The following is a 24,966-nucleotide window of genomic DNA, read 5'->3' as shown; positions in this document are numbered from 1 at the left end:
CAAGATCTAACCAATACTGAGCGTTTATATCAGATTAACCAGCAATCACGTGCCATGCCGCTGACTGCGGACCAAGCCGCCTTAGCCACACCGCAGCAAGACGCAGATGCCAGTTTCGATTGAGAAAACAGAGTGATAACAACGCCAGCCCTCGAGGCTGGCAATGTTTAACGGGTAATGCCCGGATAAAGGGAGCTGATGACAAAGTGTGGAATGAGCAATTGCGAACTGGCGGCCACGACCTTGCTGTGAAAATTGATGATGCGCGCATTAACCATGATACCGCGTGGCGTGAAGATCATCGTACCCGATAAAACAAAATCAATTTGCTGCAGCATATCGAGTTTTGCGTGATCACGACTAAATACAAAATCGCCATTTCGGGTAATTTGGATATCGCGCGTGGTTTTAAAATCGACTACCTGCAAACCAAATTGCTGCAATTGGTGAATAAAGCCTTCTGCTAACTGATTGCCAACGATGTTAGTTCGATTTAACTCACCATCTAAATCGACAAAAGAGGCAACCGCGATGCGAGATTCTGTTGGGAAATAATGAAAGTTCTCGACAAGCTGCATCGCCATTTGCGCCACATAATCGTTGAGCTGCTTATTCGATTGTAAACTGGTGACATATTGATAAGGTACTGACCAGCCTTGCTGCCGATCAGTATTCATTGCTTTAGCTGACGGCTCAGGTCGAATCGTATTGCTTTGCTCTGCACCATAAGATGGCGCACGCACCTCAGAATTACAATGACCACTGGTATCGCAAGGTATGTAAGCTTGCTGACTTTGATGATGCGTTTGGCAGCCCAGCAACAGCGCTGCCCAACTGAGCAGCAGCAGGTTCTTCTTTATCATGGCGTTCTCCTAAAAACTGACATAGCATGTCAGTTCTTTATCGACCCATGCAAGTCTTTCTTTAGCGCCAAAGGGGTTAACCCTGCTTTAATTTTAATGTGGCATCGCCATGCTGCTGCAAAATGGCATTATAGACTGCTGCAGGCACAAAGGTTCGCGCCGCAGAGATCACTCTTTTGCTATCAATTTGAATTAAACGCGCATTGAGCATAATGCCAGCTTGATGCAGCGTGGCGGTGCCGGTCACAACATACTTAATCGGTAACTCTGCAGAAAGCTCATTAAAATCACGGCTTAGTACGAAATCACCTTGTGGGGTGACACGAATATAATCCGTAACTTTATAATCTAATACTGGCACACCAAACAAATGCAAATCGTAAATAATCGCTTCGCTAAGATGATTGGTAAACACAGAACCTTGCTGTAAATCGGTATCAATAAACGCCAAATCGGTTACCGCCACCATCGCATTCTCATCGGCATTATGGTGATTGGTCATCAACTCTTGTACTAAATTACGCGCATAATTATCCAGCGTTACCACGGGGGTTTGCCGATAGTGTTGTGTGACCGATTGCGGTTCAAAGGCTTGTTGGTTAGCAATGCGCTGCTCTCGAGCCAGCTCTCCCCGCATCGTCACCGCATTCTCTGGCACAATTTTCGGCTGTTGGCTGGCCTGTTGCACGCAAGCGGTTAAGCTAAAGGCAACAACAGCACTGATAACAAAAGCTCTCATGGTTTCTCTCCGATCCGATCACTACGGAATAAATAATTACCGCGTTTTTGTATTTTATCTGGGCTCCACATCACATTGTGTGGCACAAAATCGGTGGCAGCGGCGATCACTTGTTGATTATCCAGCTCAATCAAACGTACATTAACCACTAAACCATCTTCTTGCACGGTATAGGTGCCGGTTAATAATGCTCTGGCACCATGCTGTTGGCGTAACGCCGATATCTGCCGAGATAGCGCTTGTTCATGATCGCTTTGCAATAACAATTCTTGGCGTAAGCGCAGATCTACAGCGACAAAACCTCGTTGCACCGCTTCGCTAAGCATACTTTCAGCAAGTTGATTCGCTAAATCAATTTCTTGCTCACTTAATTGCGCCAGGCTAAGTTGTCGTGTCGGTAGAAAACTGCTGACCGCCAACGGGCTGCGAAAGTGCTCACTACTGATCGACGCAAACAGTGTTTGTGCTAAACGATGCGTATAAAAATCCAGCGGCCGCGCACTTAAGCCGACGGCAGAAACTTGCCGCAATGGCATTTTGACAGTGGGTTCAGGCTCTGCTTTTTGCGCGCAGCCACAAAGCAGCAGCAATAATGCGCTGGCAAGAAGATATTTCATGATCACCTCATCCTGGTCGATTACTGTTTTAAAGCAAAAACCACGCCAGAAATTAAGTTGGGTTCTTGACGCTAAGGTGTATTAAGCGAAATACCAGAGCTTGTTGACAATAAGTGTGAAGTTGCGACTATCGCTAGGTGTGATTTAAGACGACGAGATGTTATTGCCGCACCATACAGACTTTGACTAAAAAATAACTCAGCATTACGCCAAGTTAAGTTAGTTAAGCAAATCGCGTTATGCTAAATACTCAACTGCTCGGCATTATGCATAACGCTGCCAATGCACAGCGTTATGCTGTTTGCCTGCTATCGCCAAAGCCATAGCAAGGTTTAGCAATTAAACACTGAACGGGTATTTAATGGCTGGATGCGATTGATAGCCTTCTAAGGTAAAGTCATCAGGAGTGACCCATTGCTCAATATCGGCGAGTGTTTTGATATTGGGGTTAAGGTGTAATTTCGGTAGCGGGAACGGCTCACGGAGTAGCTGCTGTTTTAATAGTGGTAACTGATTTTCGTAAATATGCGCATTAACGATTTTATGATAAACCTTGCCAGGCTTATGCCCGGTAATTTGCGCGATTAAAGCCAATAACACAAAGCATTGCACTTGATTAAAGTTCAGACCCAGAGGCACATCACAGCTGCGCTGGTAAGAAGTCAGTGATAAAGTATCGCCAAGTAAACTGAAGGTATGCGTGTGCATACAAGGCCGTAAGCAGCCTAATTCAAACTCACCAGGGTTGTAAAAAGTCAAAATTTCGCCGCGATCATCGATCCCTTGCGATAAGTTGTGAACCAGTTTTTGTAACTGATCTAAGCGCGAGCCATCAGGCTTTTGCCAGCCCCGCCCTTGCACGCCATAAACACGGCCTAAATCATCAACCCCTTTGCGGGCGGGATTATTTAACCACGCTGCATTTTCGTTGGCATTCGCATTCCAGGTATTACAGCCCAGTTCGCGAAACTGCGCAGCATTGTCATAACCACGAAGATAACCTAATAATTCAGCGATGGCGGCTTTATAGTAACTTTTACGCGTGGTTAATAACGGAAACTCATTCGCAGCGACATTGTATTCAAGATCAGCATTGATCACCGTTAAGCAGCGGGTACCCGTGCGTTGGTTATCAACCCAAACCCCTTCATCAATAATGCGCTGGCAAAGTTTTAAATACTGCTTCATTGGCTACTCACTCCTGACGCTCTGCCTTGCTTGAACGAAAACACCATAATCCCGATGCCGGCTAACATCATGGGTAAGCAAAGCCATTGCCCCATGGTCATACCAAGTGATAATAAGCCCAGGTGTGCATCAGGCTCACGGAAGAATTCAACGGTAAAACGTGCCAAACCATAACCTAACAAAAAGACCCCACCGACCACACCAACCGGTGGACGCAAGCGTCGCACAATTAGAATAACAATAAATAGTAATAGGCCCTCTAACGCCACTTGGTAAAGCTGCGATGGGTGTCGGCCCAACGCACCAGCGCCCGGAAAAACCATCGCCCAAGGCACATCAGTAGTACGGCCCCACAATTCGCCATTGATAAAGTTACCAATTCGCCCAGCCGATAAGCCCAGTGGTACCAAAGGCGCCACAAAATCGCCCAGCGCTAGGTAAGCTTTTTGATACTTACGTGCAAACAAGGCCATCGCAGTTAGTACACCGATTAAACCGCCATGGAATGACATGCCGCCTTCCCAGATCCGAAATAAATACAAGGGATCGTTGAGCACAGTGGCAAAATTATAAAATAAAATATAGCCAACACGACCGCCTAACAGCACCCCCACAAAACCGTAAAACAATAGATCACTAACCTGATCGCTGTTCCAACCTGAACCCGGTTTAGCTGCGGCACGATTCGCCAGCCAATAGGCTAAACCAAAGGCTAACAAATACATCATGCCGTACCAATGAATTTTAACCAGCCCTAGATCGAGTAAAACCGGATCGAGATTAGGAAAGGGTATTGCCGAACTTGTCATAAACTTCCTTAATTACTGACGACTGCAGTGGCAGTGACTTTACAATGAAATTAGATTATCAGGCTGGGATATTTAGGCTCTAAGCTTAGTTAACAACTGTTTTTGCTCTAAAAAGCGTTGCACTTCTGCTCGTATTTGTTTGGGTGAATGGCACTGCAGCACCTCTGTGAGTAGTTGCTGTAATTCGGCCAACTCAACCCGCCGTAACAACCATTTTATGCGCGCTAAATTACTGCTGTTCATACTAAAGCGCCGAAAGCCCATTGCAGCCAGTAACAATACCCCGGCGGGCTCGCCACCCAACTCACCACAAATACTAATAGGAAAGTGGAGCGCCTGAGCATCTTGCCCTAAACGGTATAACGCACGAAGTACCGACGGATGCAAAGCATCATACAAATTCGCTACTCGTGCATTGTTGCGATCAACAGCTAACAAATATTGGGTTAAATCGTTAGTACCCACCGAGCAAAAATCAACTTTTGCCGCAAGCTCTGGCAACAAATACAAGGTTGAGGGCACTTCAATCATCACGCCAATTTTTGGCAGCGGTAAAGTGATTTCTAACTCATCACTTAACTCAAAACAAGCTTGCTTCACCAAACGAATGGCTTCATCCACCTCGTGCAAATCGCAAATCATCGGTAGTAAAATATGCAAATTATCATGGTCGATATTAGCGCGGATCATGGCACGAATTTGCACCAAGAAAATCTCTGGATGGTCTAGGGTTAATCTGATACCGCGCCACCCCAAAAAGGGGTTCTCTTCAATAATACTAAAATAAGGCAGTGCTTTATCCCCACCGACATCGAGCGTGCGCATAACGACGGTTTTACCGGGATAACTGCCTAGCACTTGCGCATATAAATCGACTTGGTCTTGTTCTGTCGGAAATTGGTCACGAATGATAAACGGAAATTCTGTGCGATAAAGCCCTACGCCATCCGTGTATTGGGCGTGGACATTTTCTAACTCAACGGCTAACCCCGAGTTCACCATAAACTTAAATTGCTCACCACATTTTGAAGCCGATGGTAAGCTAATTTCTTCCATATAACGTGCATTTAGCGCAACGTCTTCAGTGATAAGCCGCTGATATTCATGGCAGAGTGCTTCAGAAGGGGATAACAAGATATGACCTTGGTAGCCATCTACAATCACGCGCTGCGCATGCCAGTGCAACAACGGTAACTCACTTACCCCCATCACGGCTGGGATCCCTAAAGCGCGAGCCATAATAGCGGCATGCGAGTTTACGGAGCCTCGCAGTGAAACCACAGCAACTAATTGCTCACGTGGAATTTCGGCCAACATCGTCGCCGTAACTTCATCAGCCACCAACACCACTTTATCGGGTAATTTAGCGCGGCGTTGTTCGGTATCCAATAAATTATTGAGCACCCGTTGCCCCAGATCACGAATATCTAAACCGCGCTCTCTCAGGTAAGGGTCATCCATGTCATCAAACTGCCTGGCAAAACGCTCTACCACGCGTTTTAAAGCACTTTTGGCACACCAACCATCGGTAATTTGAATTTCGATTTCGCGCCCCAGGCTGGCAGCGTCAAGAAGCTGATGATAGACATCAAAAATAGCTAATGCATCGGCCGGTAAATGGCTCGACATGCGCTCTGCTAAACGATTAAATTCGGCTTTGGTGATTTTAACGGCCCGATAAAACAAGGCTAATTCTTTTTCTGGATCTTCGGCGCGCTTTAACGAAATAGCAGCAAAGTCACTGGCCGGCTGCGCAACATAGGCTTCGCCAATGGCCATCCCAGGGGAACCAGGTAAACCATGAAACTGTGAGCCTTGCTGGCTAAAAGGGGTAATTCGTGTCGCCGCATCACGCATTTCAGCATTAGCTAACACCGAGGCAAGCTGCACGCCCAGTGTTACCAGAAAGGATTCTTCATCTTCGCTAAATACCCGTTCAGCCGCTTGCTGAATGGTTAATACACCAAGTACTTTACGATGATGGATAATGGGACAACCTAAAAAGGCCGAAAAACTGTCTTCACTGACTTCAGGAGTGACTTTAAAGCGAGGGTGTAAATGAGCTTGTGCTAGATTAATGGGCTCTTCACGCTGCCCCACCCAGCCAATCAGACCTTCGGAAAAACCAATAGCCACTTTACCCACAGCATCTTGATTTAAGCCGTCAGTGGCCATCAACATAAAATGTTGTTGCTTATAATCTGCCAAATAAACCGAGCAACACTCGGTTTCCAAGGCATGCTTAACGCTGCTAACCAAGCCAGCCATAGCTTTGTTTAGTATCGGCTCTTGTGCCACATCCTGAACAATTCGCCGCAGCTGGCCTAGCATAGTAACCTCATTTCACGTGCAGGTTTTATTTCAAGTTTTTCGTTTTATACTGTCCCGGCGAACAAACGGCAAAGCGACCGGAGCGAATTCTTTCATAACCTTGCGATACACTTCCCGTTTAAAGGAAACCACCTGCCGTACCGGATACCAATAACTGACCCATCGCCAACTATCAAACTCCGGATGACTGGTTTTCGCCAGATTGACATCCTCTTCCCGACAGATCAAACGCAGTAAAAACCACTTTTGTTTCTGTCCAATACACACAGGATTGCTGTCTTTGCGGATCAGCCGTTTCGGCAACTTATAGCGTAACCAGTGTTTGGTTGTCGCAATAATTTCCACATCTTCAGGCCGAAGCCCAACTTCTTCATGCAATTCGCGAAACATGGCTTCTTCCGGTGTTTCACCGTCATCAATGCCACCCTGTGGATATTGCCAGGAATGTTGACCATATCTTTTCGCCCAAAACACCTGTCCATGGGTGTTACAAATCACTATGCCGACATTGGGTCGGAAACCCTCGGCATCGATCACACAAACCTCAAGCGATGTTAAATCTGCTATGTAGAGGATTCTTTCACAAAGTCGTCTTGGCGGCAAACGGTATTTTTCAATCACACCCCATAAGTTATCCACAGATAACGCAACAAGCAGTGCGCGAATGTGAGCTTTTTCACAGATGCTGTGCATAAAGCTGTGACTAAGCCTCAGTTAGCCACTTAATAACTCGAAACCCGCAAATAACTTCAAACAAAACCTTATCATTTTCTCTTTATATTTCATGCAATTAATTATATTTGGCGCTTTCGAAATACCAAATACTTTTGTGCATAAGTCGGTTTGCTGCCTTTTTAAACAGCCAAAAGCCTTAAATAATGCTAGGGTAAAAGCAGTAATGTTCAAAATAGCGCAACATGTCTGCAAAACCACAATCTACTGCCGAACTACTGACTAACTGCCAACGTATCGCCGGTTTAACGCTGGGGCAATTAGCAGCAGAATTATCGCAACCGGTCCCCAAAGATCTCCGTAAAGATAAAGGCTGGGTCGGTCAACTCATGGAATTAGCCTTAGGGGCGAGCGCAGGTTCACAGGCTTTACCTGATTTTCCAGAGTTAGGCATTGAATTAAAAACACTGCCCATTGATCACAGCGGCAAACCACTGGAGAGTACCTATGTTTGTGTGGCGCCATTAACGGGTAACATTGGTCAACATTGGGCGGACTCTTGGGTTTGTCAGAAATTACAGCGAGTATTATGGTTGCCCATCCTGGCTGAGCGACAACTTCCCCTGCATCAGCGAATTATAGGCCAAGGTTTTTTATGGCAACCCAATGCTGAACAGGCTGCTATTTTGCAACAAGATTGGGAAGAGTTAATGGAATTAATTAGCCTTGGCGGTATCGCTAATATTCGAGGGGCTCACGGTAAGGCCTTGCAATTACGGCCTAAGGCAGCCGATAGCAAAGCGCTAACAAAAGCGATCGGTGCGCATGGCGAACCGATCCAAACTTTACCGCGGGGTTTTTATCTGAAGAGTCACTTTACTCAGGCCATCTTGCAGCAAGAATTTCAACTAGCGGATCGGTAGCACAAACTTACTAAACATCCGGTCAATGTCTTCTTGAGTACGCAAAGCACTGGCTTTTTCCACGACATCACGGGTTAAGTGTGGCGCAAAACGCTCAATAAATTCATACATATAGGTGCGTAAAAATGCGCCTTTTCGAAAACCAATTTTGGTAGTAGACGCTTCAAATAAATGCCCTGCTTCGATCACGACTAAATCTTTGTCTAAGTTCGGGTCAATCGCCATTGAAGCGATCACGCCAACGCCCAGACCCAAACGCACGTAAGTTTTAATGACATCGGCATCGGTAGCGGTAAAGACAATATGCGGCTCTAAATTTTTCGCAGCAAAAGCGCGATCGAGCTCTGAGCGCCCGGTAAAACCAAAAACATAAGTGACGATAGGAAAACGGGCTACATCTTCAATTTGTACTTTGTGGTCCAGTTGCGCAAGGGGATGATCTTTTCCAACAATAATACTGCGATTCCAATGATAACAAGGCAGCATAACCAGATCGTGGTATAAGTGCAGCGCTTCAGTGGCAATGGCAAAGTCGGCATCACCACGTGAAGCAGCTTCAGAAATTTGCTGAGGTGTACCTTGGTGCATATGTAGCGAGACCTTGGGAAACTTCTGCATAAAATTACCAATCACCGGAGGTAACGCATAGCGGGCCTGCGTATGTGTCGTCGCAATATTGAGTTTACCTTGATCGGGTAAGGTGTGCTCTTTGGCGATGGCTTTAATATTGTCGACTTTGGCCAATATTTGCTGGGCTATTTCGATCACTTCGCGACCAGCAGGTGTAACGTGCGTCAAGTGTTTACCACTACGTCCAAATACTTGAATGCCTAACTCATCTTCTAGCATCCGTACTTGTTTGCTGATACCGGGCTGTGAGGTAAATAAACTTTCTGCCGTAGAAGAAACATTAAGGTTATGATTCATCACTTCGACAATATAACGCAGTTGCTGCAATTTCATTAATTGACTTCCTTACCCGGTAACGGTCAACAATCTGGATAGCCCAAATATTCCAATAATTTTGTATAATAGCACTATCTATAACATTTTGTTTTAGCAAATAGCTGCGTTTGCTGGCTAAAAATAGCTGGCTTATGGTGCGATTTTTGCTAGTCTAAGCTAGATTTTGTCAAGCCGAACGGAATAATGACGCGTAGACTTATGGCTACGCAAGCAAAACAGCGGCTTAACACACCGAAAACTATAAGGCAGAGGTATCGATGGTATTTTCCCTAATCATCACGCTAATCTTAGCACTGGTGATTATCGCCATTACAGTCAATGTGGTGCAGCAGCATAAAGAAAAAATTCAAAAATTAAAACGTGCTGAATTCACTAAATTGCGTCACGCACTAGAAGAAACAGAAGAAATTTTGTTTAATTCTACGAATGTGCCGATGTCTAACGGTATTGCCTTAATGCTGATGCGCAGGGTCAGCTATTTGTTAAAAGCCATGAAACAGCTCGAACCCGATCAGCGGGAATTACGCCAGCGCTTAGAAGATACTGAAAACCGTATCGAAGAATTGAAAAATAATACGGGCGCTGTTGCAGACAATATCAGCCTACCTGATGATGATCAGCAATGTATCGCGATGTTCAAAGCTATTAAAAAGCTAAGAACCATGCTCAGAGCAGAGCACGCTCGAGGTAAAGTGGAAACTCAACTGGTGGTAGACGAGGATGCACGTCTTGATCTGTTTCAATTACGTATCACTGTCGAAACACAAATTAAGCGCGGTAAGAGTGCTCTCACCAATAATATGATTGGCTCTTCTCGGCAATACTATGAAAAAGCATTAAAACTACTCGCAGCATCCAATCAACAAAATGACTATATTAGCCAGCGTCAAGCCGAAGTTCAGCAGCAGTTAGCTGAAATAACCGCAGCATTAAAAAGCGGTAATGCCAAAGACGCCGCAGATCGTAATGATAAAGATAACAAAGATCTCGATGAGCTCTTTGCTCCCAAAAAGAAATGGTAAGGCCAAGGCCTTACCATTTGTGCTTATCCATTGAACGTTTTAGTGCCTATGTTATCACGCTAAGCATCTAAAGCTTATTTCTCTGTGACCACCCAGCGACCGTTTTCATACCATGCCGCCCAACCTGTGGCTTTGCCTTCATGTTCGGTCATTACATATTGTTGTTTAGTCTTTCGACTCCAGCGAACAATAGCAGGGTTACCGGCTTTATCTTTAGCAGGCGCATCAGCCAAATAATAAAACTTCGGTGAAATACGGTCACGGAATGTTTTAAGCTCACTCACTAGCGGCGCTCGGGTTTCGCGAGATTTAGGAAAGGTTGCCGCGGCTAAAAATAAACCGGCCGCACCATCGCGCAACACAAAGTACGTATCCGATTTTTCGCACTTTAATTCAGTTAAATGAACAGGATCTTCTTTTGGTGGCGCTGCTTCACCGCTGCGTAATAATTTACGGGTGTTTTTACAGTCTGCATTGGTACAACCGAAATATTTACCAAAACGACCCGACTTCAGCTGCATTTGCGCGCCACATTTATCACATTCAATTTCAGGGCCTTCGTAGCCTTTCAACTTAAACTGCCCGGCCTCAACCTGATAACCATCACACTCAGGGTTATTACCACAGACATGCAATTTACGTTGCTCATCAATCAAGTAGCTGTCCATAGCTGTGCCGCATTTGCTACAACGTTTCTTCTGGCGAAGCACTTCTGTTTCAAGTTCATCGTCAGTAACATTAACCGCTTCCTCACCCGAGACTAAATTCATCGTGGTGGTGCAGCGCTCTTTTGGTGGCAAGTTATAGCCTGAGCAACCTAAGAACACTCCTGTAGATGCAGTACGAATACCCATCTTACGACCACAGGTAGGGCATTCAATATCGGTTAACACGAACTGATTAACCCGCATCCCGCCCTCTTCCGGGTCAAGCTCAGCGGTTTTCAGTTTACTGGTAAAGCCCTGATAAAACTGGTCAAGCGTTTTACGCCAACTTAACTGTCCTTTGGCAATATCATCGAGTTTCACTTCCATATTGGCGGTAAAATCATAATTCATCAGATCATCAAAGTTTTCAACTAAACGATCGGTAACGATTTCCCCCATTTTTTCAGCATAAAAGCGTTTATTCTCCACCCGAACATAGCCACGATCTTGAATAGTCGAAATAATAGCAGCATACGTCGATGGCCGGCCAATACCGCGTTTTTCTAACTCTTTAACTAAACTGGCTTCGCTAAAACGCGCTGGCGGCTTAGTAAAGTGCTGAGCACCGTGCAGCTCTTTTAAAGTAAGTTGTTCACCGGTGCGCACATCCGGTAACTCAGTATCTTCATCGCCTTTGCGTTTCATCGCTGGCTGAACTTTAGTCCAACCATCAAAACGTAGCACGCGACCTTTGGCTTTTAATTCAAAATCTCCCGCTGCAACGGTAATGTTGGTTACGTCGTATTGTGCAGCAGGCATCTGGCAGGCAACAAATTGCCGCCAGATAAGCTCATATAATTTTCTGGCATCGGCTTCCATATCAGTAAGATCAGACGCCAGCACCGTAACTTCAGAAGGACGTACAGCTTCATGCGCTTCTTGAGCATTCGCTTTACTGCCATAACTGATAGGTTCAGTAGGTAGGTAGGCTTTACCAAATTTTTGCTCGATATAATCACGACAATTTGCCACAGCTTCTGTGCTTAAATTGGTCGAATCGGTACGCATATAGGTAATATGCCCGCCTTCGTATAGCCGCTGCGCTAACATCATGGTTTTTTTCACACCATAACCCAGCCGTGTACTGGCCGCCTGCTGCAATGTCGAGGTAATGAACGGCGCTTGAGGTTTGCTACTACTGGGCTTATCTTCCCGATCTAAAACCTGATACTGGGCTTTATTTAATAACGACAGGGCTTGATCAGCTTGCGCTTTGTTTACCGCCGAGAACGTTTTGCCCTGATATTTGCTGACCGCTAATTGTAAGGCTTGTTTAGAAGCCGTCATGGTGTCAGCGTCAATGCTCCAATACTCTTCAGGAACAAAGGCTTTGATTTCACGCTCGCGTTCAACCACCAAGCGCACAGCCACTGACTGCACACGGCCAGCCGATAAACCACGGGCGACCTTTTTCCATAACAGCGGTGAAACCATAAAGCCGACAACGCGATCAAGAAAACGTCGAGCTTGTTGGGCATCAACTTGGTCAACATTAAGCCGACCAGGCTGCTCAAAAGCTTGAGTAATAGCGTTTTTTGTTATTTCATTAAACACCACGCGTTTAAACTTACTTTCTTCGCCACCGATAATTTCACGAAGATGCCATGCAATGGCCTCTCCCTCACGGTCTAAGTCCGTTGCGAGGTAAACGATATCGGCTTTATCAGCCAGCGTTTTAAGCTCTTTCACAACCTTTTCTTTGCCAGGCAGAATTTCGTACCGTGCTTTCCAGCCATGCTCGGGATCAATACCCATTCGATCAACCAAGGCTTGGTAGGCCTTTTCGTCTTTACTAAGCGTTTTATCGGTAGCCTTAGCTTTATCTTTGCTACTGCTCGTAGGTAGATCCCGAATATGACCCACGCTAGACTTGACGATAAAGTCATTGCCCAGATACTTATTGATGGTTTTTGCTTTTGCCGGTGATTCGACTATTACCAGTGATTTCGCCATTTTAAACCCAGAGATCCCCTATTACAGCACCATCTTGTGGTGCCCTTTTTTAAACGTATATCCGCAAACCGCTGTTGTGACAAGTGTCTAAACTGATTATTATGCAAATAGGCCACAATTATTCTGCGATAAGGCCTGTCACTCAGCAAAAAATGAAGCATAACATCTCGCGGTCGTAAAAATAACAAAAACAGCACCGCAACTAACAAAGGATAAGAAAAACTATGCAAGCTTATGAAGCAAATTTCGATGGACTCGTGGGCCCTACCCACAATTATGCCGGTTTATCAGTCGGCAATGTGGCGTCTTTAAACAATGCCAAAAATCATTCTAGCCCGAAACAAGCTGCTAAACAGGGCTTACAAAAAATGAAGGCATTACATGACCTTGGCATGGTTCAAGGGGTGCTTGCACCGCAAGAACGTCCCGATTTGGATATGCTACGCCGCTTAGGTTTTAGTGGCAGTGATGCACAAGTTATGCAAGACGCCGCAGCAAAAGCCCCCGAAATTTACCGCGCAGTGTGCTCTGCATCAAGTATGTGGACCGCCAACGCAGCAACCGTTTCACCCAGCGGCGATACGCCAGATAAAAAAATTCATTTTACTCCAGCAAACTTAACTAACAAATTTCACCGCTCACTGGAGCCAACGACTACAGGTCGGATCCTGCAAGCGATGTTCAGTGACAGTAGGCACTTCGCGCATCATCTGCATTTACCTGACAATGAGCACTTTGGCGATGAAGGTGCAGCTAATCATACGCGTCTGTGCAGTGACTATGGGCAAAGCGGTCTTGAACTCTTTGTATATGGCCGTTATGCCTTTAATCAAAGTAAACCGGCACCACAGCGCTATCCAGCTAGGCAAACAATCGAAGCCAGTCAAGCTGTCGCGCGTTTACATGGGTTAACTGAGGCTAACACCGTCTTTATGCAGCAAAACCCTGAGGTGATTGATCAGGGCGTATTTCATAATGATGTTATCGCCGTGGGTAACCGTAACGTGCTGTTTTTTCATGAGCAGGCCTTTTTAAATACAGCGGCCAGCTTACAAGAGATCAAACAAAAGTTTCCTGGTGACGCCCAGCTGCACTTTATTGAAGTCAAAAATCAACAAGTCTCAGTAGCGGATGCCATCAGCACCTATTTATTTAATACGCAATTAATTAACTTGCCGTCAGGTGAAATGGTAATCATCGCACCAACAGAATGCCAAGAGCATGCTGGTGTATATCGTTATTTAACCGAACTGTGCCAGCAAAATACCCCGATTAAAAACGTCCATTATTTTGATGTTAAGCAAAGCATGCAAAATGGCGGTGGCCCTGCTTGCTTGCGTTTAAGAGTGGTATTAAACGAGCAAGAACGTCAAGCGGTTAACCCTGCTGTAATGATGAACGATACCTTATTTGCTAACCTTAATAGCTGGGTTGATAAACATTACCGTGATCGGTTATCAGAATCTGATCTAGCCGATCCACAATTAGTTATCGAGTCTCGTACCGCCTTGGATGAATTGACACAATTACTTAAGTTGGGTTCGGTGTATAGTTTTCAGCGTTAGGCTAAGTATTGCATAACACCTATTTGCTTAAGCCGTTAATCGTTTAAAAATAATAGGAAATAAAAAAGGAGCCGCAAGGCTCCTTTTTTATTTCAAACGAATTATAAAATGTCAGTACAGTTAGCGCTGCTACCTAATGGATTAGGTGGTGGCGCTGATGTCTCGGTAGTTACATCATCAGAGGCTACTGGAAGATTATATTCTCTAAAGGCAACGTTCTCAGTACCTGCGGCAAAACCTGAAATTTGTAACCTAACATCTAACCATGTGGCATAATCTTGTGGGTAACGAACATTAAACACTGCAATACCATTCTCATCTGCAGTAACAGTTTGAGGCACAGTAGCAACATTGCCAGGTGTAATTTGTTTGTCATTATTGGTATCTTCAGAAACTTCTAAAATACCATCCAAGTTAACGTCTTCATTAGGACATGTTGTACTACGTTGAGGAACCCAAACCTTAAATTCTTCAGGTGTCGATTTTACCCAAACACCTTTACCATAGGATACTGGCACAACTGCCACATTGAGCTGTTGATTAGCAACAGGATTACCCGAACTATCAGTCACAATGACTGAAAACTCTTTAGAATACAGACTATCGCTTGGTTTAGAAATGACATTACCTGTACCGAAGCGGAAGAACAATGTTCTTTCACCAACTGCGATATCAGTCATGCCAGAGATATCGTTAGCTTCTGATGCGTTTTTAACTAAAGAACCTTTAACTTGCAAATTCAGACCATCTACAGCCGCACCAGTGTTTACATCAGCAGTAAATACTGTGGTTGCTACCCCTGCAGAATTAGTTATTGCACTTACGGTACTTAATTGCCCACCGGCAGAATTGTCCAGAGTAAAAATAACACTGCGGTTTTTAACAGGGTTATTTTTAGCGTCTCGCAAAATTGCGCGAACATTACTTTGCTCACCTGGACCAACTTGAGCAGGGAATGCTTGTAGTTCAAGCTTAGATGCTGTTACTGCAACAAACTCAATCGTTTTCTGCGTGTTCACCGTGCTGCTTCCAGAGCCTGCTTGAGCAGCAATGGTCGTTAAACCTGCATACTCAGAAGAAACATAAACATTTGCTTGGCCATTAGCATCTGTTGTTTTGGCTACCGCAACATTTTTTTGAATTAGCTCAGCAGATTCTGCCGCAATGACACCACGGCTAGTGGCAAAATTAATGTTTTGAGCAGCATTAGGTAGATTATCTACCAGCCATTGCACACGCATTTCTTTGGGGCTATTTAAACTGACTTCTTCAATAACTGGCGCATTTGTCACAGTTTGAAGAAATGTAAATGAATCAGGGCTTACATTTAAGCTCACTGAGCGTTGAGCTCCCAGCGCAGTAACTAGAATGGTATCTATCCCACTGTTAACAGCGGTGTAAGTTACGGTCGCTTTACCTGTTGAACCTGAGGTTACAGGATTAGTCACGCTTAAAGTGTTACCTAAGGACGATGCGATATTTACCATCACATTTTCAAGGCCATTACCTTCAGAGTCGACAATAAAAATATCGAGTTGTGCGCTATCGTTCAGGACAACAGCCTGCGGTGCATTAATGCTAACTTCAGTGCCAACAACCTTAACAATCAGTTGTGAACTTTGCTGCTGTGCTCTAACAGTAACTGTGATATCACGGTTATTTTTGTTAGAAAGAGTTGTTAGTGTGGCACGCGCAATACCGTTTGCTGCGGATGCAGAGTCAACCACTTGGATTTCACCTGAATCTGTACTGAAGGTTACAGGTATATCAGAAACAACATTGTTGTTAGTGTTACGAATTAAAGCACTCAACTCTACTTTGTCCGTACTCGCTGAGCCTAATTGTAATTTATCTGCAATTAATGATACGGAACCAATCGTTTCACCGACATTCGTATCACCATCACCCGCCGAACTAAACACAACCTCGGCACTTATATCACCAAAAGTTGCAGTTATTTTACCCGCACCAGAGAGGGTGCCAACATTAACACCGAGCGATGCAACACCATTTGCATTAGTCACCGCGCTACCTGTGCCATTAGCAAATGTCGCTAAAGACGAGTTATCTAAAGCAAAACTGACCAATTGGCCTGATACCACGCCTGAATTGGTTGCAGTTAAAGTTGCTTCAATAATCAAAGGAGTCGCAAGTGCTAACTGATTAGCACTTTGGCCTTGGCTATTTTTTAAAGTTACGCTCAGACTATAAACAGGAACTGCGGATGTACCGCCAGAACTGCTACCGTCTAATGTTCCACCACCGCCACAAGCTGATAGCGTGAAAATAACGAACACCGCCCACAATTGCCGGATGTTTAACATGAAACTCTCCCTAGCACTTCTTTTATAGTTTTGTTAATTTTGCATCTTAAACCATTAATTATCCAGCTGGCAGGGTTAATTTAAAAAAAATTTCTCTCTCTAGTGACCAAAGCTGGCACAAACTGGTAGTCTTAGTGCTTTACTACAACCAAAAAACCACTATATATGACGTCAAATAATAAAAAACTCAGTCTTACCTTACGTATTGTGATTGGTATGTTAGCGGGCCTTGCAGTCGGTTTCTTCTTTCAATTTTTACTAGGTGGTGCCGAAGAGCGCAATTTGGCTTTGCTTGGTCTGGATATTCCCTTAAAAGCTTTTTTTGTTGACGGTATTTTTCATGTTGGCGGCGAAATATTTATTGCCAGCTTAAAAATGCTGGTGGTGCCGTTGGTATTTGTGTCCTTAGTTTGTGGGACCTGCTCGTTATCTGACACCTCTAAACTTGGGCGCTTAGGTGGCAAAGCCATCGGCTTGTACATGATCACTACCGCAATTGCCATCAGCTTGGCTATTGGTGCCGCATTAATCACTGGCCCTGGGCTGGGTGTAGAAATGCAAAGTGATCAAACCTTTGATGTTAGCTCTGCCCCAACGTTAGCGCAGGTCTTTATCAATATCTTCCCAAGTAACCCAATAGAGTCAATGGCTTCAGGCAATATGCTGCAAATTATCGTTTTTGCCGTGTTATTTGGCCTAGCCGTGGCCTTGTCAGGCAAGCCGGGTGAGCGGATTGCCGCACAGTTTAATGATTTTAATGAAGTGATTATGAAGCTGGTCACTTTACTCATGAACTTAGCCCCCTATGGTGTGTTTTTCCTGATGGCGAAACTTTTCACCACGCTGGGTTTAGAAACTATCGGCAGTTTAGTCAAATACTTTGGCGTAGTGCTTTTTGTGCTACTGTTTCATGGGTTTGTGGTTTACGCCTTGCTGTTAAAGTCACTAACGGGTTTAAACCCAATTATCTTTTTAAAGAAAATGCGCGATGCCGCGCTATTTGGCTTTAGTACTTCAAGCAGTAATGCCACGCTGCCAGTGACCATGGAAACGGTCAATAAAAAGCTCGGTGTCAACAACAGCATCAGTTCATTCACAGTTCCACTGGGCGCTACTATCAATATGGATGGTACTGCCATTATGCAGGGTGTTGCCACTGTCTTTATCGCTCAGGTGTTTGGCGTCGATTTAAGTCTTGGCGATTTCTTGATGGTCATTTTAACTGCAACCTTGGCTTCAATCGGCACGGCTGGTGTTCCGGGGGTGGGATTAATCATGCTGGCGATGGTACTACAGCAAGTAGGCTTACCGGTTGAAGGTATCGCGCTAATTATTGGTGTGGATCGCTTACTGGATATGACGCGCACCGCAGTAAACGTGACCGGTGATGCGATGGTGTCCTGTATTGTCGCTAAAAGCGAAGGAGAATTTAATGCGGCTATTTATAATAATCCAAACGCCGGTGAGAAAGAAGAAACCATCGATTTCCATCATTTAAGAAATTAACATTTAGTTTTAGCGCTACCCACCGATGTTGCGGGTAGCGTTTTTCCTCTCTTTATGCCTGAACTAGATACACTTTTTCACATAAACGTGATGTTTCAAAACGACGCCGAGCAAAGCCTTGCCCGGTAATATCCACTTGTTCTAGCAATTGTACCTGTCGCTTTGCAAAATGCTGCTCTATCTCAGCGCTAGTGACACTAAAAGGTGGCCCTGCTTTTTCATCCTCGGGGTATTCTAGGCTGATCAGCAGCAATACTGCTCCCTGCTCTAACCAGTTATCTAATTTTTCAACATAACGTTGTCGCATTTCCAAAGGGAGCGCAATCAATGCCGCGCGATCGTAGATAAGGTTATTGGCGTTGACGCGACTATCAGGCAATTGAAAGAAATCACCTTGTAACAGTTGTAACGCTTCAGCTTGAAAACGAATAAAGCCCTGCTCGGCTAATGGATGTGCTGTTGTAACAGTATGCGCCAGCTGATTTTCAGCAAAAAAAGCATGACAAGCGATGTCCGATAACTCAATACCCAGAACCGGCCGCAAAGCCTGACAAAATAGCAAATCAGGGCTTTTACCACACAACGGTACCACGATTTCAGTCAGCCTTGGCTGCTCGGCCAAGATCTGCGGCAACCAACGCTGCAACAGCGGATGCGGTTGAGCTAATTGAAAGCCGAGTTTATTTTGTTGCCAACACGCCTGCCAAAATGCTGCGTCCATGTGTTACCACCAACGGCGTTGTTGCAGATTTTGCCAGATACCACTAGCAAAGCTTGCGCCACCTGCACCCAGTTTATCTGCCAAGCCTTTTTTCAATTGAAACTTCACCTGTAGTACTTTTCGCTCGGCAAACATACTACACAAGTAATCATCACTGGTTTGCAATTGATCTACCAATGCTAAAGCAAGGGCTTGATAGCCAAACCAATGTTCACCCGTAGCCACTCTGTCGATATCCAACACTGGCCGCTGTTGGCTGACAAAGTCTTTAAACAGCACATGGGTTTCTTCTAATTCTTGCTGAAATTTTTCACGGCCTTTTGCGGTGTTTTCACCAAACAAGGTTACAGTGCGTTTGAATTCACCCGCGGTGAACTGTTCAAAATCAACATCGTTTTTCTTTAATAATTTATTGAAATTAGGTATTTGTGCAATAACACCAATAGAGCCAATAATCGCAAAAGGTGCCGCCAATAGTTTATCGGCAACGCAGGCCATCATATAGCCACCGCTGGCGGCTACCTTATCCACGGCTATAGTGAGTGGGATCTTTTGTTGTTTTAGCCTGTCTAACTGCGAGGCGGCTAAACCATAACCATGCACTACACCACCGCCACTTTCGAGCTTTAACAATACTTCATCTTTTGACGTGGCTACTGCCAAAATGGCGCTAATTTCTTCGCGTAACGCGTCGGTTTCTTTCGCATCCATACTGCCATTAAAATCAATGACAAAGAGTGTTGGCTGCACTTGATTTTTTTCTGCTGATTGGGCTTTTTGCTATTTCTTGAAGGCTTTTTTATCCATCAGTTGCTGTTGTAACAGTTGCTGATTGTGCTGATACTCTTCACTGAGATCCGTAATAGACAATTGACCTTTACGTTGACGCGTTTTCATCGCAGCGCCTGCCATAATGGCCACCACAATCGCTAATGCCACCACCAAGGTAGCAACCTTCGCCAAAAAAATGCCGTATTCATATAAAAATGCCAAAGCCTGTCTCCTTACAATGAATAATAAAGGTGCATCATACCCTAATAAAAGCAACAGCCCGGTGCAAGTGCAACCGGGCTGTGGTTAAACGCTAAGCAAAGCTTAGTTTACAATCACCGAAGTATCTTGAATACCAATTTGTGTACCCCGACTTAAAAAGAACGTCACGGCTTGATATTGCATTTCACCGGTAGCAGCTGCGCTACTTGCAGGGCTTAAAATTGAACTGTGCGCACCCGCGTTAAAACGGGTAATCGCATTGCCTGTTAACGCAACACCTGGCGCTTGAGCGGGTACTGAGCCGGCACTTAATAAGCGTGCCAGTGGTTCTGTACCGGCTAATGCCATACGGCCATTGGCTAACGCCGTTAATGGATTAAAGAAGCCATTCGGGATCACTTGATCTGGCAATCTATCCGCACCATTACCCACTACTTCAATCATAAAAGTAGGTGTACCGCTGCTGACTAAGGCTTTTGCGTAGTTGTTTGGATCACCACTGTCGGTCACGGTTTGCGCAGCAAAGGCAAACTGACTTAAGGTGGCAGTAATGCGCGCTTGCTGTGCTGTATTGCCTGTTTGGCTTAAGCTAGCAAGGTACTGATTAACCACCGGCGCCGCACAAGTCGGCCAAGTTGCAGCGGTTGCCGCAGTTGGTGCACCGCAATCAGTATTGGTAGCCACATAAGTGACAAACTCACTGGTTAATTGGCCACCCGCGCCTAACATCACACTGGCTTTAATCAGTGGGCCAAATTGTGGCGAGTCTAATAAGAAGTTAGCAATACCACCACCTGGCATTGCTAATACCGAGCTTTCAACTTTAAACGCGGCATCTAAAGCAGCATTGCCGGTGGTGCTATTCGCTAACGCCACCATGCTGGTACCTGTAATGCCCCCTAACGAATGCCCTAAAAACTGTACGCGGCTTTTATCAATGGTCACACCGGTAAGGTTATTTATAGCAAAACGCAGCGCCAACATATCCGCAATACTTTGACGCAAATTATCCCGAGTCACCAACAGATTGCTCAGATTCATATAATCGGTTGCAGAGTTAGTAGAGGCATTAAACGTTAAGTTGCCGGTTTCAGTTGCTTGAGTAAAACCACGGCTGCCGTGCAACGGGTGATCAATGGCAATAGTGGCGAAACCTTGCGAAGCTAAGGCACCTGTAACAGCTAGCATATCTTCTTTTTTAGAAGTAATACCGTGCTGCAATATCACCAATGGCCAACCGGCTTCAGGCATTGAAATAACATTTCCATCAGGCACGGTCATCTGCACACCAACGGTTTCATAACTGCGGATAGCAGGGATCACGTTAAACTTAGTTAAATGACGAGCACTATCCACACCCAGATCGCGAAGCGCACCTGAAGTTACCGCCTGACAAAAACCGTCATTTTCAGAAACCGGCGTTTCGGGTTTCATACTAGCAGGTAAGGCTGCAATAATAGCACCACTGTCACAACGTGCAGTCCAACGCGTATTTAACGGCGCGGTCATATTCGCTTCAGAAGGTTTACCTAAAAAGTACGGCAGCGTTAAACTACCTTGGTACAAACGGGTAATAGTAAAAGCCGGCTGACTGGCAAAAGCAGGGTTAAGTTGCGAAACCGTCAAACCGGTGTTTTGCATAGCCAAACCGGTAGGTGCATAACCTGTTGGTGTTGGCGATGCCATTAACTGCTTTAAGTTAGCTAACACAACCCCTGTTGATTGCGTGGTAATGGCCGCAGAATAAATAATGCTGGTTTTGGGTAGCCCTTGATCACGCACCATCACGTTTTCAAAGCTGTTGATAACACCTTGTAAGGCACGCTGAGAATCCGTGGCCAGTGGTAAAGTGCTCAGGTCTTGTTTCACTAATTCATAAGTGGTTGAAGGTTTTACGGCTGCACCGGTGCTGTCTTTTAAACCGTTAGTTAACGCTAAAAGATAAGTCGTGGCAGATTCAAGTGGTTTTAATGGCACTACAGCAACACTGTTGCCACTACCAGCAGAAACGAAATCCACACCGTATTGTAATTCAGCAACAATTTTACAGGCGGCACCACGGGGTACAGCGCGACAATCTGTCTCAGGAGACGCAGGATCACCCATTACGGCTTTAAAAACACGCACAGAGCCAGGTGCTGCCGCCGAGTCCATATTTAACGTCACACCAGCAGGAAAGCTTAAGGCAATGGTAAACGGATTTTGCGTAGACCAACCATCTAAAGCACCCAATGCAACTTGTGGATTGGTGTAATCAGGGGTAGCACCGCTATCAAGCGTGAGCGTACCATCAGTAGTACCCTGAAAAAGTAAATCGTTTGGTACAGAAACGTTGCCTGCTGTGGGGTCAAATATAACCCGTGCACTCGGTGTTACCGTACCTTCAACCGCTACATCTTGTTTGATATCTTCTATTGAATCACCACAGCCAGCTAAACCTAAAGCGGTGATTACTGCAATGCTTATTGCCAATCTCTTCATTTTATCTCCCCTGTCCATCACTGGTATTTTTTATTGCAAAGCATAAGTTTGCTTCACTTATTCTGAATTAGAGTGACTGCCCTAACGAACAGCTACGACCAGTTAAAGTTAACTCAAACTTTAGCAAATCGCTAGAGCAAAAAGACAGATAAACTGAAGTTTCATCAAGAAGAGTGCAAAAGCGGGTTTTTCCAAGTATCCTGTTGCCGTTTTTTTCAGTCAGGGGCTCCGTTAATGCAAGCACCAAAACACTACTCTGCGCCCGCTGGCGCACTGCTTAATAAAGTTATTTTAGTTACTGGCGCCGGTGATGGCATTGGCAAAACTGCCGCTTTAACCTACGCCCGTTTTGGGGCGACAGTTATTTTATTGGGTAAAACCACCCATAAACTAACCGCCGTATACGATGAAATTGTGAATGCGGGATATCCTGAGCCAGCCATCATCCCGTTAGATTTAAAAGGCGCGACCGCAAAAAATTATCACGACATGGCCGCTACCATTAAAGCAGAGTTCGGTAAACTCGATGGCGTATTACACAATGCAGGAATTTTAGGCGTGTTGTCGCCGTTCGAGCATATTAACTTAGCCAGCTGGCAAGACATTATGCAAGTCAATGTCACAGGCGCCATGTTGATGACACAGGCGTTACTGCCTGTTTTAAAGTTAAGTCAGCAAGGGTCTATCGTGTTTACCTCTTCTGGCGTGGGTCGGCAAGGTCGAGCGTTTTGGGGGCCATACGCGGTATCAAAGTTTGCTACCGAAGGTTTAATGCAAATTATTGCTAGCGAGTATGAAGACACTACCGTACGTTGTAATTGTATTAACCCTGGTGCTACCCGAACCAGTATGCGGGCGCGTGCATACCCGGGTGAAGATGCGGCAACGTTAAAAACACCAGAAGATTTAATGTGGTTGTATCTGTATTTAATGTCTGACGATAGTATCGGTATTAATGGCCAATCGTTAGATGCACAGATTAAATAAACAGACATAAAAAAACCGGCAATGCCGGTTTTTTTATGTCTTATCTTTGCCGTATTAACGTGGCTCTAATATCTCAGCACCGTTTTCAGCAGCCCAAGCATTCCAAACGACCACTTTGCTATTAAAGTTGGCGGTAGCTTGCTCTGTCGCTTCATCTAATAAACGTTCAATATCTTTAGCAAACTTTTTATCGACTTTATTGACCGGCACAACTTCAATACCCCGTGCTTGTAACCCTTTTTTCATGGTGTGAGTACGCAGTAATTGTAATTGGCCATCTTCAACATAGAAATACTGGCTGGCTTTGTTTAACGTTTTAAACTTTGGTTTAACCGGACGTTTTGATTCTTTGGCTACACTGACGCTCTCTTCTGGCATCACATCTTGTACTTGCTTATAGCCAAGCTGTTCCAACGTAAATCCTTTTTCGCGGGCAAAACGTTCAATTTCACTGATGGCGTCAATTTCAGATTGGCGTTCAACCAATACTGAATTTAATGTGTCTAGCACATCATTTAATTTAGCCAGCGTTAATTCTTTTGCGGCTTTCTTTAATTCACGCTTATCAAGTAATAACGACATTTTAATACTCCCAAGTAATATTACAGCTCTAGAATATCGAATAAAGTAAAATAATTAAAGTATTTCTTTCGTATTGAATAAATTAATCCAAATAATTATTCAGCTAGCGTTAATAAAAGTCATCTTAAATAATTAAAACTAGCTAGATAATGTAATAGTAAAAAAGTTTTAACTGTTAGTCTTATCATTTTGTTACTTTAACATATAAATAACCTTTTTAATTTCCGTGACAACGCCCCTAACAGTTAGGTAGGATCACCATGTTCTCACTCGTATTGCCGGCTGGTCGGGCTTGTCAGCAGCAAAAAAATCGTTATTGTGGCGCATCACGCCTTCAGTTGGATTGTTTAATGTCAAATTTCAAAGAGTTATTTATCAACAATCGACAATGGGCGGATCGGATTGAACGCGAGCAACCTGGCTTTTTTAAACAATTATCAGAGCAACAAGCCCCTGAATATTTGTGGATTGGTTGCTCGGATAGTCGTGTACCGGCGAATGAAATTGTCGGTTTGATGCCAGGTGAATTGTTTGTACACCGCAATGTTGCCAACTTAGTGGTGCATTCGGATATGAATTGCCTTTCTGTGTTGCAATACGCTATCGAAGTATTAAAAGTAAAACATATTTTAGTAGTGGGCCATTACGGGTGTGGCGGCGTGCGGGCAGCCATGATGAAACAGCGTGTTGGCTTCGTCGATAACTGGCTGCGTAATGTTAAAGATGTCTATGCCATGCATCGTAACGAACTAGATTTAATCGAGGACGAAGACCAACGTGTCAATCGACTGATTGAGCTTAATGTGATGGAGCAGGTGCGTAACCTGTGTCACACCACCTTTGTGCAAGAGGCATGGGAGCGCGATCAGGCTTTAACCGTGCATGGTTGGGTATATAGTTTGCGTAACGGTCGAGTGAAAGACTTACGAGTCAGTCACTCAAGTATTGATCAAATTGATGAGATCTATGCGCTCGATTTACATGACGATCCCAGTTTAGCAGACTAAACACCGTGGG

19 protein-coding genes and 1 pseudogene are annotated in these 24,966 nt (G+C 44.7%); 6 read left to right on the top strand and 14 right to left on the bottom strand.

Going from position 1 to position 24,966, the window contains the following annotated elements; genetic code table 11:
- Nucleotides 1-167 precede the first annotated feature (167 nt).
- From JAO78_RS14465 to rppH, 7 genes are all read right to left on the bottom strand, one after another.
- Nucleotides 168-863: a FlgO family outer membrane protein gene (locus JAO78_RS14465; protein ID WP_226752073.1), complete on the bottom strand. Its 696-nt coding sequence runs from the start codon at nucleotides 861-863 to the stop codon at nucleotides 168-170.
- A 76-nt stretch (nucleotides 864-939) separates the two neighbouring features.
- Entirely contained in the window at nucleotides 940-1,602 is a 663-nt protein-coding gene (locus tag JAO78_RS14460) for a FlgO family outer membrane protein (RefSeq protein ID WP_226752072.1), read from the bottom strand.
- Complete coding sequence (locus tag JAO78_RS14455; RefSeq protein WP_226752071.1) at nucleotides 1,599-2,219, bottom strand: FlgO family outer membrane protein; 621 nt, start codon at nucleotides 2,217-2,219, stop codon at nucleotides 1,599-1,601. The genes JAO78_RS14460 and JAO78_RS14455 overlap by 4 nt, the downstream gene beginning before the upstream one ends.
- Before the next feature lie 339 nt (nucleotides 2,220-2,558).
- Nucleotides 2,559-3,407, bottom strand: coding sequence for a thymidylate synthase (locus JAO78_RS14450; RefSeq protein WP_226752070.1), 849 nt, complete (start codon nucleotides 3,405-3,407; stop codon nucleotides 2,559-2,561).
- Complete coding sequence (gene lgt / locus JAO78_RS14445; protein WP_226752069.1) at nucleotides 3,404-4,216, bottom strand: prolipoprotein diacylglyceryl transferase; 813 nt, start codon at nucleotides 4,214-4,216, stop codon at nucleotides 3,404-3,406. The genes JAO78_RS14450 and lgt overlap by 4 nt, the downstream gene beginning before the upstream one ends.
- 72 nt (nucleotides 4,217-4,288) lie before the next feature.
- Nucleotides 4,289-6,547, bottom strand: coding sequence for a phosphoenolpyruvate--protein phosphotransferase (ptsP, locus tag JAO78_RS14440; RefSeq protein WP_226752068.1), 2,259 nt, complete (start codon nucleotides 6,545-6,547; stop codon nucleotides 4,289-4,291).
- A gap of 30 nt (nucleotides 6,548-6,577) precedes the next feature.
- A complete protein-coding gene (gene rppH / locus JAO78_RS14435) occupies nucleotides 6,578-7,084 on the bottom strand; it encodes an RNA pyrophosphohydrolase (RefSeq protein WP_226752078.1) in 507 nt (168 codons plus the stop codon).
- Nucleotides 7,085-7,464: 380 nt separating this feature from the next.
- On the opposite strand from rppH, the gene mutH reads away from it, so the two are divergent.
- The gene (gene mutH / locus JAO78_RS14430) at nucleotides 7,465-8,142 is read left to right on the top strand and encodes a DNA mismatch repair endonuclease MutH (protein ID WP_226752067.1); all 678 of its coding nucleotides are present in this window, start codon (nucleotides 7,465-7,467) and stop codon (nucleotides 8,140-8,142) included.
- Here mutH and cysB read toward each other — a convergent pair.
- The gene (cysB, locus tag JAO78_RS14425) at nucleotides 8,128-9,105 is read right to left on the bottom strand and encodes an HTH-type transcriptional regulator CysB (protein WP_226752066.1); all 978 of its coding nucleotides are present in this window, start codon (nucleotides 9,103-9,105) and stop codon (nucleotides 8,128-8,130) included. The genes mutH and cysB overlap by 15 nt on opposite strands.
- Before the next feature lie 260 nt (nucleotides 9,106-9,365).
- Here cysB and JAO78_RS14420 point away from each other — a divergent pair, with 260 nt between their 5' ends.
- Nucleotides 9,366-10,130, top strand: coding sequence for a hypothetical protein (locus tag JAO78_RS14420; RefSeq protein ID WP_226752065.1), 765 nt, complete (start codon nucleotides 9,366-9,368; stop codon nucleotides 10,128-10,130).
- Nucleotides 10,131-10,204: 74 nt separating this feature from the next.
- Here the strand turns inward: JAO78_RS14420 and topA are convergent, their stop codons facing one another.
- The gene (topA, locus tag JAO78_RS14415; RefSeq protein WP_226752064.1) at nucleotides 10,205-12,790 is read right to left on the bottom strand and encodes a type I DNA topoisomerase; all 2,586 of its coding nucleotides are present in this window, start codon (nucleotides 12,788-12,790) and stop codon (nucleotides 10,205-10,207) included.
- A gap of 224 nt (nucleotides 12,791-13,014) precedes the next feature.
- Here topA and astB point away from each other — a divergent pair, with 224 nt between their 5' ends.
- Complete coding sequence (gene astB, locus JAO78_RS14410) at nucleotides 13,015-14,355, top strand: N-succinylarginine dihydrolase (RefSeq protein ID WP_226752063.1); 1,341 nt, start codon at nucleotides 13,015-13,017, stop codon at nucleotides 14,353-14,355.
- Nucleotides 14,356-14,456: 101 nt separating this feature from the next.
- On the opposite strand, the gene JAO78_RS14405 is transcribed toward astB, so the two are convergent.
- Nucleotides 14,457-16,679 (bottom strand): Ig-like domain-containing protein, encoded by a 2,223-nt coding sequence (locus tag JAO78_RS14405; RefSeq protein ID WP_226752062.1) that lies wholly within the window; start codon nucleotides 16,677-16,679, stop codon nucleotides 14,457-14,459.
- Between the two features lie 165 nt (nucleotides 16,680-16,844).
- Between JAO78_RS14405 and JAO78_RS14400 the strand changes: the two genes are divergently transcribed.
- On the top strand, nucleotides 16,845-18,185 hold the full coding sequence (locus JAO78_RS14400) for a dicarboxylate/amino acid:cation symporter (RefSeq protein WP_226752061.1): 1,341 nt from the start codon (nucleotides 16,845-16,847) through the stop codon (nucleotides 18,183-18,185).
- A gap of 52 nt (nucleotides 18,186-18,237) precedes the next feature.
- Here the strand turns inward: JAO78_RS14400 and JAO78_RS14395 are convergent, their stop codons facing one another.
- From JAO78_RS14395 to JAO78_RS14385, 3 genes and pseudogenes are all read right to left on the bottom strand, one after another.
- Complete coding sequence (locus JAO78_RS14395; protein ID WP_226752060.1) at nucleotides 18,238-18,906, bottom strand: class I SAM-dependent methyltransferase; 669 nt, start codon at nucleotides 18,904-18,906, stop codon at nucleotides 18,238-18,240.
- A 3-nt stretch (nucleotides 18,907-18,909) separates the two neighbouring features.
- Nucleotides 18,910-19,899, bottom strand: a pseudogene (gene sohB, locus JAO78_RS14390) (protease SohB).
- Between the two features lie 102 nt (nucleotides 19,900-20,001).
- Nucleotides 20,002-22,380, bottom strand: coding sequence for a VolA/Pla-1 family phospholipase (locus JAO78_RS14385; RefSeq protein WP_226752059.1), 2,379 nt, complete (start codon nucleotides 22,378-22,380; stop codon nucleotides 20,002-20,004).
- A 234-nt stretch (nucleotides 22,381-22,614) separates the two neighbouring features.
- On the opposite strand from JAO78_RS14385, the gene JAO78_RS14380 reads away from it, so the two are divergent.
- On the top strand, nucleotides 22,615-23,367 hold the full coding sequence (locus JAO78_RS14380) for a YciK family oxidoreductase (RefSeq protein ID WP_226752058.1): 753 nt from the start codon (nucleotides 22,615-22,617) through the stop codon (nucleotides 23,365-23,367).
- 54 nt (nucleotides 23,368-23,421) lie between these two features.
- Here JAO78_RS14380 and JAO78_RS14375 read toward each other — a convergent pair whose 3' ends face one another.
- On the bottom strand, nucleotides 23,422-23,949 hold the full coding sequence (locus JAO78_RS14375) for an H-NS family histone-like protein (RefSeq protein ID WP_226752057.1): 528 nt from the start codon (nucleotides 23,947-23,949) through the stop codon (nucleotides 23,422-23,424).
- Nucleotides 23,950-24,299: 350 nt separating this feature from the next.
- Between JAO78_RS14375 and can the strand changes: the two genes are divergently transcribed.
- Nucleotides 24,300-24,956, top strand: coding sequence for a carbonate dehydratase (gene can, locus JAO78_RS14370; RefSeq protein ID WP_226752056.1), 657 nt, complete (start codon nucleotides 24,300-24,302; stop codon nucleotides 24,954-24,956).
- Nucleotides 24,957-24,966: the final 10 nt, after the last annotated feature.

It is taken from the genome of Alishewanella maricola, assembly GCF_016343785.1.
Classification (GTDB): Bacteria; Pseudomonadota; Gammaproteobacteria; order Enterobacterales; family Alteromonadaceae; genus Alishewanella; species Alishewanella maricola.
The sequence above is the reverse complement of the archived record's forward strand: the minus strand, read 5'-3'. Positions and strand labels throughout refer to the sequence as shown.

What these genes read in the sequence shown, in the direction of transcription:
- JAO78_RS14465 (WP_226752073.1), bottom strand. Translation starts at nt 863, where the DNA reads ATGATAAAGAAGAACCTGCTGCTGCTCAGTTGGGCAGCGCTGTTGCTG.
- JAO78_RS14460 (WP_226752072.1), bottom strand. Translation starts at nt 1,602, where the DNA reads ATGAGAGCTTTTGTTATCAGTGCTGTTGTTGCCTTTAGCTTAACCGCT.
- JAO78_RS14455 (WP_226752071.1), bottom strand. Translation starts at nt 2,219, where the DNA reads ATGAAATATCTTCTTGCCAGCGCATTATTGCTGCTGCTTTGTGGCTGC.
- JAO78_RS14450 (WP_226752070.1), bottom strand. Translation starts at nt 3,407, where the DNA reads ATGAAGCAGTATTTAAAACTTTGCCAGCGCATTATTGATGAAGGGGTT.
- lgt (WP_226752069.1), bottom strand. Translation starts at nt 4,216, where the DNA reads ATGACAAGTTCGGCAATACCCTTTCCTAATCTCGATCCGGTTTTACTC.
- ptsP (WP_226752068.1), bottom strand. Translation starts at nt 6,547, where the DNA reads ATGCTAGGCCAGCTGCGGCGAATTGTTCAGGATGTGGCACAAGAGCCG.
- mutH (WP_226752067.1), top strand. Translation starts at nt 7,465, where the DNA reads ATGTCTGCAAAACCACAATCTACTGCCGAACTACTGACTAACTGCCAA.
- cysB (WP_226752066.1), bottom strand. Translation starts at nt 9,105, where the DNA reads ATGAAATTGCAGCAACTGCGTTATATTGTCGAAGTGATGAATCATAAC.
- JAO78_RS14420 (WP_226752065.1), top strand. Translation starts at nt 9,366, where the DNA reads ATGGTATTTTCCCTAATCATCACGCTAATCTTAGCACTGGTGATTATC.
- topA (WP_226752064.1), bottom strand. Translation starts at nt 12,790, where the DNA reads ATGGCGAAATCACTGGTAATAGTCGAATCACCGGCAAAAGCAAAAACC.
- astB (WP_226752063.1), top strand. Translation starts at nt 13,015, where the DNA reads ATGCAAGCTTATGAAGCAAATTTCGATGGACTCGTGGGCCCTACCCAC.
- JAO78_RS14405 (WP_226752062.1), bottom strand. Translation starts at nt 16,679, where the DNA reads ATGTTAAACATCCGGCAATTGTGGGCGGTGTTCGTTATTTTCACGCTA.
- JAO78_RS14400 (WP_226752061.1), top strand. Translation starts at nt 16,845, where the DNA reads ATGACGTCAAATAATAAAAAACTCAGTCTTACCTTACGTATTGTGATT.
- JAO78_RS14395 (WP_226752060.1), bottom strand. Translation starts at nt 18,906, where the DNA reads ATGGACGCAGCATTTTGGCAGGCGTGTTGGCAACAAAATAAACTCGGC.
- JAO78_RS14385 (WP_226752059.1), bottom strand. Translation starts at nt 22,380, where the DNA reads ATGAAGAGATTGGCAATAAGCATTGCAGTAATCACCGCTTTAGGTTTA.
- JAO78_RS14380 (WP_226752058.1), top strand. Translation starts at nt 22,615, where the DNA reads ATGCAAGCACCAAAACACTACTCTGCGCCCGCTGGCGCACTGCTTAAT.
- JAO78_RS14375 (WP_226752057.1), bottom strand. Translation starts at nt 23,949, where the DNA reads ATGTCGTTATTACTTGATAAGCGTGAATTAAAGAAAGCCGCAAAAGAA.
- can (WP_226752056.1), top strand. Translation starts at nt 24,300, where the DNA reads ATGTCAAATTTCAAAGAGTTATTTATCAACAATCGACAATGGGCGGAT.